The sequence below is a fragment of the bacterium genome (assembly GCA_016786595.1).
Classification (GTDB): domain Bacteria; phylum Bdellovibrionota_C; class UBA2361; order SZUA-149; family JAEUWB01; genus JAEUWB01.
The window spans coordinates 282,580-294,740 of record JAEUWB010000060.1 but is presented as its reverse complement, the minus strand read 5'-3'; the positions used below and the strand labels follow the sequence as shown (position 1 = coordinate 294,740).

Here is a 12,161-nt window from a genome sequence, read left to right as displayed (position 1 = left end):
ACGCTCGAAACTCCCCCATCCCAGCTTCCGCTGCCACTTTCGTAATCGCTGCCGTCAAACTCGTCTTCCCATGGTCCACGTGACCAATCGTTCCGACGTTCACGTGTGGCTTGTTTCTCTCAAACTTTCCTTTTGACATATAATTGTCTCTCCTAAATTAAAATCGTTTTGGGGCAATACTTCTTTTTGACAATACTTCTTCAGTCTCAAGCTTGTAACTAGCTGAGCTGAAAGAAGAAATTTATGTATTTATTTTGGCACTCAGTCTAATCCCGAAGGAGCCCACTTAAAGCACAGGAAAACTACACCGACTGAGCAATAACTGCAAGTGGGTGGATTTTTACATTGATTGCCACAAGTACTTGAGACTTATCAGGTGGTTAGTTGATCTGCGAGTGCGGTAAAATCTAATAATTTTTAATTATCAACGATAGCAAAAGTTGATTTTGTAAAAATTGCGTCAACGAATGCTTGAGCCTGCTCGTCATATGTGCGCCCATATGGATCGTATAAAAGACGCCCAAATTTATCTAAGACCACGGGGTTAGTCGTTCCAGTATTATAAGTGCAGTCACCGCCGCTACAATTAACAATATTCCCACGACTGACAGTTGAGTCTTTACATTTTTGAGTAATCCAAGACGAAAGGTTAATTGGATTGCCTAGATTGTCGAGTAAAGGTGGTCGAAGTGGCAGGTAAAGTCCTTTTGTCACAACTGACGCCTCGGAGAGTCGATTTGGGTAGAAATATTTTGTTTGTCCCCAGTTACCACCTCCGTAACTTGGTCCAGTGCGATAGTCAGTTAAAGCACCACGTCCCAGATTTCTTGTCTGAGCTTCATTTAAACAATCCCCATCTCCAGCAGATGCACCATCGTCTCTGACCAGTGTGTGTCCCCCAACATCCTCACCAATGAGCATTGTATGTAATGCCACACGTGATGGCGCTAGTGAGTTAATTGCAAAATTAACGACTTCGGACATTGAAGCTCGATGGTACTGTTCCGTATTTTGACATGCGCGATTAGATCCTTGAGTGATGCAATTCGTCAAACCATCAGTGAATAAAATAATAAAGGAATCGACTTGGCCAGTCCGTTCAGCTGCAAGCGCACTGGAAGCTTGTTGAAGAGCTAATAAAATGTCGGTGTAAGCATTGGTACGCGGAATATAATAACGTTCTTCATTGCGATACTTGAGTCGTTGTTGCCAGGTCACTCCTGTTGTCCAGGTATCAAAAGAAACATCTGTTACTTTTAATAAATTAATAAATTCGGAATTACTATCACTTGGAACTTCCAAGCGGAATTGACGGTTGGGGATAAAATTTGGTTCGTGGTCGAAAAAACTCATGCCAAATAAATCGCCAGTTTGTTTGCGGTCGCGGAAGCGTTGCGCAAAAAGATTAACTGTCTTGAGTACTCGAGTATACGGTTGCGGACCAATATGCACTCCATTCGCACCAGTCTCTCGATAATTCGCCACTAAAGAATAATCACGAGCGATAACATTGCCACTAGTATCTTTGCGCTTAGCCTCAACGCACTGATAATCATCGCGATAATGACGGATCTGATGACCTGCAAAGCAAGCCGGGTCTCCTGTTTGGCTATAGGGTGGAAAACAATTACGGATACCAGGAAGATTTCCAATCGAAGTGCTGTCAGTCCACTGAATCCTTAAATCGTCATTATTATCAAGTGGGCATGTATCAGGATTGCTAATACAACTTGTTACAATCGCTGGATTTGAAGCGCAATCTTGACCCGGCTGTAACCCAAAAGCATATTTTGCTTCAGCACGGTGATAATTTCCATTCGGGTATTCATAGCCGCCAGTTGCACCAATCGCGCGAAAGTTTTCTTGAGTAATCGAAACTGACCCATCGATTTCAGCATAGCCGTGTCGTGGCGTAATTGCTGCAATACTAGTCACGCCAGTGACTAATTCATTTAATCCAACAACACGGGCAAAAATTGTTTGAAAGGGGTTAGCACTCGCTAGGTGATACTCGATTTTAATTGCATCAATGTTAGCATCAGTTGCACCAGCCACTGCTTTTGCGGTACGGTTTTCAAAACATTTTTTATTGACATACGCCCCGCCAACGCATGGGCATTGCGCATCTTCAGAAAGATAGCCGGTGCATCCATTGGGAGGCTCAGCGCTATGCCAGCGACCGAAATAGATTTTTCCATTGCTACCTCCACCGCCACCACCAGCATACTGGATATCCGACTGCAAGGAGCCAGGATTTTTGAATAGCGCTTGAGCAAAAAGCCTGTTGTGCCTCGATTCAAAAATTTCCTTCGCACGATCACGAGCTGACGCAGGACGAAGATTTAATGTATTTTGATCGAGAAATGATTTAAGTCCCCCCATCGTAGCATGATCGATCACTCGTTGAAGCTGATCTTGGGTGACAAACATCAAAGAAACGTCAATTACTAAGGCAAGAAAGATCACTAAAACAACAGCAATAAAAGCTGTAATTAATAGGATTGCGCCTGACTCATTCCTCATAGAAATTATCTTATGCATTCTAACCGCCCCCAGCGCAAGACTTGCAACTGCAATGTGCTGCGTCAAAACAACAATTGAATGGGCCATTAGGGTAAACGCAATAAGGTGGAGCATTGCAAATGCCGCCATTTAAATTACAGACAGTAGTGGAAGTTGAAGAAGTAGTACTAGTCGAAGAAGTAGATGTCGTAGAAGTAGATGTCGTAGTTGTCCGAGTTGTAGATGTTGCAGTCGTTGATGTTGTTGACGTCTTGGTAGTAGATGTAGAGGTAGTAGACGTTGTTGTCGTTACAGTAGTTGAAGTCGTTGTTGTAACAGTAGATGTTGATGTTGATGTTGTAATCGTAAATGGCTCAGGAAAGGAGCCTGTACTAACTTGAAATACATACGCAGGAATTTCTGCGGTAACAGTAAACGAAGGGATAATTGGAGTAATCGTTGAAAGTCTGGCACGCAAATCGTATACTAAAGGATGCTCGCGCAAAATAGTTTCAACATTTTCGCCTGTGCTCAATTTTTCTAGAGTCGGATGCCGGTGTGCCCAAAAGTAACTACCGGCTTGTTCAAACGCGCAAAAATTTTCACCGGGTCTAATCAGCATACCTGCTCGGCGTTTCGCCGAGTCTGTTCTGCAATTATTATTTGAAATTGCCGCATTGCAATCATCTGATTCTTCGCGTGTAATTGAATCTGCGCAAAACCAAGTCAAGGTAGCTAGATTTGATTGATCGGGATCACTAATAAAGGTCGCGCGCGTAATGCCTAAAGCAGTGTCAACAATTCGATCTCTTGCTGCTTTATATTGATTGCGCCGTTTCGTGCATGGATCATTGGGGTTTCCGGGATCGCAGGTTTCGCCTGTCTGTTGACGAATATCGAGTTGGATATCGGGAATTGTTGCTGCAAGATTCACTGCAGCTGAAGCAGCCCTGTTTAAAGTATTCTTAACAGCAAGTGCGCGTGAAAAATCTAAAAAACCAAAGATCAAAATAAAAAAGATGAAAGCAACGAGTAGAAACTCGAGCAATGTTGCCCCTCTGGTAAAGTTGCTTTGGGTAGAATGCATTAATCGCTAATTTAAATATGTCCCACTATGACATCCGTAACCAAAAGTTTTTTCATTTAACGAAACTCTCGCTAACGGATATTTACTCATTGTCGTCCAGTAAAATCATTTTACTGGACGACTAGACAGACTGCCAATCTATATTTCAAAAGTATATAAGTCGGCGATCAATCTACTAACTTCGAGTGAGATTAAAATCAATCGTCATGCTAGACAACAGATATATTTTTCAAACAAAGCTATTAAAATCGGCAACTTGAGGGCGACTAGAGACCAACCCCAACAGCTTCTATACCACCCGTGCTAGTTAGACCAACATCTCCACCTACTTCAACGCCTCCACCCCCACCAATCGGCGGCTCTCCTGGTAAATCAATACCTTCCATACTACCGGGCTTTTTATAAGAAAAGCGCGAGTCGCCATATAGATACGGTCCCATGTGTTCGACTTCAAAAGGAATGCCATTCATAAAGGGGATAGTCCCTGGATAGGTTCCAGTAATCTTCACGCTCACGTTGTCGCCGCGTGTGGTTTTAACGAAACCACTTTCGATAGTCGTAATTTGTCCTGAAGGGATTTTAGCAACTTCGCTCAAGAGTGAACGAATTCGCCTTTGCACTACCCAGTGCTCAAGTTTACAAGTCGGTGAATAACTCACATCTGCGCACTCGGTTAAAATCTGCCCACTCGGTTTACATTCACTCTCATTTTCATAGCACCAAACGTTCTGAAAAGATTCATTGCTAGCAGCTTTGATTCCCGACAATTGCGACCCAGTTTTTACGCCTTCATTAGCTATCTGGACTAGGGAACCAGAACTAAATAACGCTTGACCTAAGTCAAAAACACCAAAAAACAATAGCGCGATAAAAGGCAAAACGACCGCCATTTCAGTTGCCGCTACGCCAGAATTATTGATCCAAGATCGCTTTGACATAAAAACCTCTATTAGAGCCTATATATTTAGATCGGCAATCTATCGATTATGCTTCAGAAAACTTCATTAGTCGCACAAAATTAAGCGTGAAAAAGCAATATTTTTTCGAGAATCGGACAGATCAGAACAGATTCTTTGCTAGAATTGTCATTCTAATGCTCATCCTCAAGTTGCTTAAGTCCATGAAAATTAAAAAAATGCGCTGTTTGGTTTGCACCTGAAATCACGAAAAAAATGTCATTTGTCTCGTTGAGTTTCTTTTCTAAAGACACTTCAAATACCGCAGTAGAATTAGGCATTAAAATTTTCTGCTTGTTTGAGTTTGTCAAATTACCTGGGAAAGGGTTAGCCACAATCGAATAAGGTGTGGAACTTAAATTTGTAACCTGTGCTCTGTAACCTGTTATAGAATTACTGAGGATTTCGAGTTTAAAAGGCGTTTGCAATTCTGGAATTGCAGTTAGGAGTTTTCCGATGAGTCGTGCAGCATATTCCCGTCTTAACACATCAGAGTATTTAACTAATACATAAACCGGGTATGCTCCGGGCTTAATTTCTGCAGGGTGACTCATGATTTGCGAGTTTTTAAACTCGACTGTTTGAGTTGGGTAGATATCCTTTACTGTTGACTCGGCAGTTGAATCTAGCAATGTAAATTCTGGTTTTAAGCCATAGGCAATTTCAGATCCTGTGTTTGTCACGTTTAATACAAACTCAACATTCAGTCCTTGTTTATTGACTACTAGGGAATATGTGAGGTCAATTTGCGCAAACACTGTTTGAGCACTAAGTACTTCAAGTAAAAAACAAATTGGTAATAATGACTTAAAGAGCACTTGCATCAGTTCTTAGCTTTAACGATTTTTAGTATTTTAAAATCATGGTTATCTACTTGATATCGACGATAAATTTGCATTTCAAATATTTGCTCGGCAGCCTCGCAGGGTTTATTCTGATTGTAATCGGGCACATTACACCAATGCCCCCAATGCACATAGACCCCCCCGGGGAAGCGTTCTGGTAAAGTATCTCTGACATAGTCCGGATCACTTTGCACCATATTGAGTTGAGCAGCGTTTTTGCCCCAAACTAGCCACATCGCAGGCACGTGACTGAGTATAAACGATCGCGGTGGTAAAGATTTTGCAAATTCGCGCATTGTATCCACGTCGGACCTTGCCTCTGCAGCTTCATGACCGATTGCACGCATTAGCGGCAAAAACGAGACGAATGAAAGCATGCAAACGCCAATAATAAAATAATGTAAAGTAGAATTAATTTTTCCGATCTGCGCCGCTCCGAAAGCGGCAAGCAAAGCCAGAGCAGGTGTTGTTAAAATTGAAAACCTAACATCCGCGCCATACTCATAACTCCCCGCGTAAAAAAATAAAAAGATTATCCAGGTCGACAAAAACCAAACAAGTCCCAAGCAACGAGCGCGTATCGACTGTCTGGCAAACAAGCCAAAAATCGCTAGGATCGATAAAACTAGAGGATAACTTTGGTTGTTAAAATAAAAGGCGGAGTTAATTGGGAAATTTTGCCGGAAAATTTCTAATGAAAAGCGATCAGCTGGGCTGCCCCAGGGCTCATCGCGCACTGCAAATAAATGCGCTAGTGCCACCATACCAAAAAGCCAAGCTAAATTGATCAACAGGTAAGTCGATTTTATACGTAAGAGAGTTCTAGTTTGGGGGATTAATATTATTCCAAGCACCCCGAGAATCAACGCAGACTCTGGTCGCATAAACAAACTCAATCCGAGTGCCCCAGAAAAAAATAGCGCTTCCGCTATACCTTGCCGGCGTGCAAAATCCACGCCGGCAAGAGCAGTCAAGATCCAAAAAAAAGTCGCAGCTGGTTCCGTCGCTGCAGTGTTACTCCAAATTGCAAACATCGGAGTGATAGCCGCAAATCCAGCTGCATATGCACTAACGATCAAAGATCGCGTGAGTACCCAAGCCAATAGCCCGAGACATAAAACGCTACAGACATAACATAAATTATTTAATCTATGGGAAATCGCTTCGTCTGCGCCAAACAATCGAAATCCAAGTGCTGCAAGGTAAGGAAAACCTGCAGGCTGTTTGTTATACTCTTGCGCAAAAGAACGTAGCGCACCAAATTCAGCTTCACCATGATTGATCATATAGGCTTTACCGGTATGTGCAATCGAAAGCGCGATACCTTCAAAAATCTGTTCATCAAAATAAATTCTATTCGTGCGGGGTACTACCGAACTCACAAATAAGAATAAGCCGAATAAAACAAGTGAAATACCTAGAAGGTTTTTCCGCTTTAGCAGTGGATGTTGATTTTGATAAGCACGACGGATCAGCATGACCCCACCAATCACAAGACTGAGGGTTGCAGCATGCATCGTCCAAACAGTTAACGTTGCAAGCTTCGTACGTAGTTCGAAATTTGATAAGGTAGAAAGAAAATAAATACTCGCAGCCCAGGCTGCTGCGATCAGAAGCGCCGTGACTGTCTGAATTATTCCAAGTGTTAGATTTTGTTTATTCATTTAGATTACAAGATCATTCCTTAACATGTAATTGATTGCCACAAAGCATATAGCGTAGATCCGATTCGTGATACGCCTTGAACGCATCTTCAGTAGAGGCGACAACTGGTTCTCCATGAATATTCAAACTCGTATTCAAAATTACGGCATACCCAGAGAGCCGACGTAATTCTTTCAATAATGGAAAAAAAGGGTGATCTACTCTTTCTTCGGCAATAATCTGTGGACGACACGTTCCGTCAATATGCATCACGCCAGCAAGTTTCAAATCTGCGTTTGATTTAACACGATAGGCCGAGGTCATAAATAGCGACTCTTCGCCATAATAGTTCTCCAGTAATTGATGCGCATCGTTAGCAAGCAGCGTCGGGCAAAAGGGCTGATACCAGACGCGCTTTTTAAGTTTCATATTGAGATCGTCACGAACCTTGGTGCTATCTGGCCGGGCGATGATGCTCCTTGCGCCCAAAGCTCTTGGTCCATATTCCATTGCCCCTGTACACCAAAAAATTATTTCGTCTTGGAGTATTAAATCTGCAATCTTTTTTATTGTTGAGATAGCCGGAGGAGCTCCAATGTTTGTTCCTAAAAAAGGGTTTGTCATTTGCTGCTGATTGCGTGCAGTAGTGCCCTGACCAGCCGCAAGCAATGCGCTACCAGCAGCCAATCCGCCATCGCCCATATGCGGGAAAATCCATAAGCGCTCTACTTCAGGGAGCTCGCGAATTAACAGATTTAGCTTGACGTTAGCAAAAACGCCTCCAGCTAGAGCTAAATTAGCTTGCTTGGTAAATTTTAATAAATTTCTAATTAATTTCAGCACATGATACTCGACTGCATCCTGCACCATCCAGGCAAATTGTTCGATTGGAGTTTTCCAGAATAATTTTTCCAATTGTCGATAGAGCGAAAATCCTGGATACTTTGCCTGAACATTCAAATCCTCAATTACGAAAAATTCTTTGAGTGGATTACTAGCTTGTGGCACGCCGTAACAAGCTAGCGCCATAACCTTACCCTCATCTTCAAGCTCGCGCATGTTGAGCAATGTTGTTGCATATTCATAAAACAGACCTAGCGAATTGCATGCATTAATTTGCGTAATTTTTTTTATTTCCTGGTTTCTCACATCCCAGGCCTTCCCTGAAATTCCGTCACCAACTCCGTCTAGCGACAATACGGCGCATTCTGAATACCCAGATGTATATAGCGCGCTAGCTAAATGCGAATCATGATGATCGTAAAAAATAATTGGCGTGCTTTTTGCAAATCCCAATTTACAAAGATCAGCACGGATTGATTGCCTTGATATTTTTTCACCAAAAGAAAAGGCGGGTAGAGCAGTGAGCAAAGATTTGCAGTTGCGCCTAGCGGTTAAAAAAAATGGTTTGTCGCATTTGCGCCGACGTAGTTGATAATAATTTTCCTTTAAAGCCGGGAAAGATCGACTAAGAGTTTTTGCAGGATCGGTCGTAGAAATTGCCACAGCTGTAATCTCAGCTGGATTTAAGCCGGCCTGTTCGAGCGCTGCCAAAATACTTAATTTAGGGAATCCAATTTCAAGTTTCCTACGGCTCAGGCGTTCTTCATTAATTGCCACCAAAATATTTTGATTCGCTACAAGGCATGCCCCAGCGTCATGACCATCCCAAATTCCTAATACATTATCAGCTGGCTGTTTACTTTGTGTTAATGAATCTAGACGCATGGCAGCCATAATTGATATACTTTACTAAAGTTAAAATTAGCTCATATCAAATAATTATCCACTTGTGCCAGTTAAAGTCTCTAAGTTTACAATTTTAATGTTAATAGTCTTTACCCTCGCATTGGCGTTAAGAGTTTTTTTTGCCACGGGACTTGTTCTTGGTGATGACGGTTATTGGCTCAGGGTAATAGATAATTATGTCCATAGCGGTTTCGCGCAGGTTAAACTCTTAGGCCAAGCTGAGTCGAGAATTGCAATGTATGCACCGATTGGCACCACGATTAAACTTTTTGGATGGAATAATTTCGGCCTCTTAGTCTACCCAATATTAATGGGTTCAATTCTTGCCCCACTGACAATGCTTTACTGCAAGCCTTTACTGCATAATCAAAGTTATGCATTGCTAGCGGGCTTAATGATCTGTTTTCACCCTTCACTCGTAATTGACTCAGGAGTGATTGCTAATGATATCCCGTTGATAACATGGAGCTTATGTTCTGTGCTTTTTTATCGCCACACACTGTGTGCAAAAAGTGCTGTTTCAAAAACATTAGCCTCGCTCTGCTCAGGACTAGCTTTAGCACTTTGCTACACTACAAAAATCAGTGGGTTACCAATCACCGCATTTTGGCTTATTGCTGAAACAGTTTTACTTCGTTTAATTCATCCTGGAATAAAACCTTTCTGGAGCATTTACACAAATAAGCAAATGATTTTAAATATTTTTTGCTTTTTCCTTCCAATCTTTTTTGTTCAATTTTTTTTCAAATTTCACACTGGAAGCTGGATAGGCAATTACTGGGGAGAGTTTAGCGTATTTGATTACCCAATTCCTGCGGATTACTTTCTTGGAAAATACGATACGAGCAATGATTTAAGACGTTACTTCGATCTGCTTTTTTATCCCGCGCCGGAATTTTTTATCTGGTTCATGCAAAGTGCTTTGTATGCATATATTCTTTCCTTAAGTATAATTTTGATCCCATTTCTAGATTATCAGCATCGAAAGCAAATTAAAATAAATTTATCTGCGACAAACTTCATTGCATACTGTGTTGCAATAACTACAACTTTAGCAATCTATGCTTTTATAAATTATTGGCCCGACCGGATTTACCCTTACTACTTGCCCAATCTTTTTACAGGGCGACTGTGGAGATATCTTGACTGCTTGGCACCACTTGGAGTGATTAGCTTAGTAACATTTATTGATTTTTCTGCGCGAATTTCACAACTCACTAGTAATATATTTTATCTTGCAGTCCTAATCAGTATCGGGGTCTCGGGATATAGTGCCGCAAATTTAGGTTTTAATTTCCATGATCGTGCAAGCGATCTTACAAAGGCAGGAGAATATTTAGCTCGTCATCAAAAACAATGTCCTGCTCAGGAGATTTATACTGATGCAGACGCTTTAGCAATGCTGCGCTTTTCGTATGGATGGGAAAGAATTGCGAAGATCAACTTTTTTACACCTGATGCAGATTACTGGGATAAATCACACGGTTGCATTGTCGTTTCAGGATCACGTCGTGATGCAATCCCAGCAAGTAATGTGCCGGCAATTGAAAATGTGAAATTTTATTCTCATAAAAGAGAACGCTGCGAGTTCAGCTTGCTCTACTCTAGGCAAGCACTGTTAACACCGTGGCGAGAGAAACCAATCCAGGTGTGGTCATTTCAGTGCGGGAATCAAGAGTAGGCTCTGTGAATAAAAATATTTTAATAATTCTTTTAGCTTGTCTTGCTTTTTATAGCGGTGTTTTTCTGGCGGGAAGAGAAATAAAAAATAATTTCTCGAAAGTTAAGCCTGCTCCTTCCTCATACTCAACTAATGACTTAGCAAACACGTGGACTTTGGCTGTTGGGGAAAAATTCGATAGCAAGTATGCTCATGGTATTAAAGCAACACTTTACGAAACAGAGTCATTTACCGTGCAATATGACAGCTTTATCCTCGACTCTGCATGTTTGTTTTATGACACTCCTAAACTGCAAGAATTTAATATCCACCGCGCAAACCCGCATAGCAAATATGCTTATATGAGTATGTTGCTGGAGGGTTATATAAAACTAGATCAAGGTCAACAGATTATTGAAATTGATGCTGACGATGCTTATGAATTTACAATTCAAGCAAAGGCAGGCGATTCATTCAGTATTAAAAGAACCCAATATCGTCAGTATCATGATCGCTTCGAGTTCAATGTCATAACAGCTGGTTTGTACAATTTTAAGATCAAATATATCAATATACTCGAGCAACCACATTTGATTTTCGCGTTGAATCATAGCAAATGCCCTTTAGTATTTTACCGCTGATTGATTCGCAAACAATTCGATAAAATCGTGGGAAATGCTTCGCAAGGTGTCCAGCAATTTGCACAATCCTTTTTGAGTAGTTTTTCACGCAAGTCCCGTGCACGTCCTGAACGTAGATGCGGTAGTATATCATAATCCGTATCACGCACATTTCCTAAAGGCTCATCCCACATCAAACAGGGATAAATAACTCCGGTTTCAGACAAAATAACGGAAGACATCAATGCCGCACAATCCTCAGGACATTCTTTGGTTTGTAGATAATTGTTAATTTTCTTGCGATATATTCCTTCAACAATCCGCAGTGGGCTAATTCTAAACTTTCTTACTCTCTCAAGATCGTTAATCGCTCTTGTCATTTGCTCAGTGACTGTTAAAACGCGATCATTGTTACCATAAAAATGTCCCGAGATATGGGGGATGTTCACATGTAAATCTTCAAGTGTAAAACCGGGAACGACTTCACTGATTGCGCTCACTGTAGCAAAAACCAATTCCGTATTTGCAGCATACAACGTCATGCCGGCATAAACATCTAAGCCTTTTAACTGGCGTAACAACCTTAAAGTCTCCGTTGCCCGCTCAAAATCTTTTGGAATGCCACGAAGCTGGTCGTTAACTGCCGGTGGACCATCAATGCTAACACTAACAGTCAATCTGGGAAGTCCACGACCAAGCAGCTCCTTTGTCATCTCAACAATCCGCTTGGGCTTAAGTCCATTGGTCACAAAGTGTATTAATAGCAGTTTGGGTTGATTGCGATTAAAGGTATCGACTAGATCGACAAAGTCCTCCCGATCGGTAGGCTCACCTCCAGTAAAATCAATCCAAGAGAAATAGGGATTTTTGCGAGCCACTTGCTTGGCTTCTTCTAAAGTGAGCTCGTGCTGAGGCTTCACCTTCCAAATATCACAATTAAGGCATTTAGAATGACATTCTTTGGTTACAACGTAAGTTAACTTAAACGGCTTGCTTAGCTGGCGTCGATTTGCAGCAAATATTTTGGAGGCAAAGCTTAAGTAGCGAAAAAGCATAGACTTCTGGTAGCATAGGCAATCAGTTGAGGAAATGTACCAA

10 protein-coding genes are annotated in these 12,161 nt (G+C 41.6%); 2 read left to right on the top strand and 8 right to left on the bottom strand.

Annotation, left to right across the window (positions count from 1 at the left end; all coding sequences use genetic code 11):
- The 7 genes from tuf to JNK13_12075 form a co-directional block, all read right to left on the bottom strand.
- A partial coding sequence (gene tuf, locus JNK13_12105) for an elongation factor Tu (GenBank protein ID MBL7663482.1) occupies positions 1–139 on the bottom strand: 139 nt, incomplete at its 3' end.
- A 278-nt stretch (positions 140–417) separates the two neighbouring features.
- Positions 418–2,523, bottom strand: coding sequence for a VWA domain-containing protein (locus JNK13_12100; GenBank protein ID MBL7663481.1), 2,106 nt, complete (start codon positions 2,521–2,523; stop codon positions 418–420).
- Positions 2,524–2,542: 19 nt separating this feature from the next.
- Positions 2,543–3,550 (bottom strand): pilus assembly protein, encoded by a 1,008-nt coding sequence (locus tag JNK13_12095; protein MBL7663480.1) that lies wholly within the window; start codon positions 3,548–3,550, stop codon positions 2,543–2,545.
- A 305-nt stretch (positions 3,551–3,855) separates the two neighbouring features.
- A complete protein-coding gene (locus tag JNK13_12090) occupies positions 3,856–4,527 on the bottom strand; it encodes a pilus assembly protein (GenBank protein ID MBL7663479.1) in 672 nt (223 codons plus the stop codon).
- A 152-nt stretch (positions 4,528–4,679) separates the two neighbouring features.
- Positions 4,680–5,369: a hypothetical protein gene (locus JNK13_12085; protein ID MBL7663478.1), complete on the bottom strand. Its 690-nt coding sequence runs from the start codon at positions 5,367–5,369 to the stop codon at positions 4,680–4,682.
- Positions 5,369–7,054 (bottom strand): glycosyltransferase family 39 protein, encoded by a 1,686-nt coding sequence (locus JNK13_12080; protein ID MBL7663477.1) that lies wholly within the window; start codon positions 7,052–7,054, stop codon positions 5,369–5,371. The genes JNK13_12085 and JNK13_12080 overlap by 1 nt, the downstream gene beginning before the upstream one ends.
- A gap of 13 nt (positions 7,055–7,067) precedes the next feature.
- Positions 7,068–8,771, bottom strand: coding sequence for a hypothetical protein (locus JNK13_12075; protein ID MBL7663476.1), 1,704 nt, complete (start codon positions 8,769–8,771; stop codon positions 7,068–7,070).
- Positions 8,772–8,859: 88 nt separating this feature from the next.
- On the opposite strand from JNK13_12075, the gene JNK13_12070 reads away from it, so the two are divergent.
- Together JNK13_12070 and JNK13_12065 are read left to right on the top strand one after the other, a co-directional pair.
- The gene (locus tag JNK13_12070; GenBank protein ID MBL7663475.1) at positions 8,860–10,464 is read left to right on the top strand and encodes a phospholipid carrier-dependent glycosyltransferase; all 1,605 of its coding nucleotides are present in this window, start codon (positions 8,860–8,862) and stop codon (positions 10,462–10,464) included.
- Positions 10,465–10,469: 5 nt separating this feature from the next.
- Positions 10,470–11,084: a hypothetical protein gene (locus JNK13_12065; GenBank protein MBL7663474.1), complete on the top strand. Its 615-nt coding sequence runs from the start codon at positions 10,470–10,472 to the stop codon at positions 11,082–11,084.
- On the opposite strand, the gene JNK13_12060 is transcribed toward JNK13_12065, so the two are convergent.
- The gene (locus JNK13_12060; GenBank protein ID MBL7663473.1) at positions 11,075–12,118 is read right to left on the bottom strand and encodes a radical SAM protein; all 1,044 of its coding nucleotides are present in this window, start codon (positions 12,116–12,118) and stop codon (positions 11,075–11,077) included. The genes JNK13_12065 and JNK13_12060 overlap by 10 nt on opposite strands.
- Positions 12,119–12,161 lie beyond the last annotated feature (43 nt).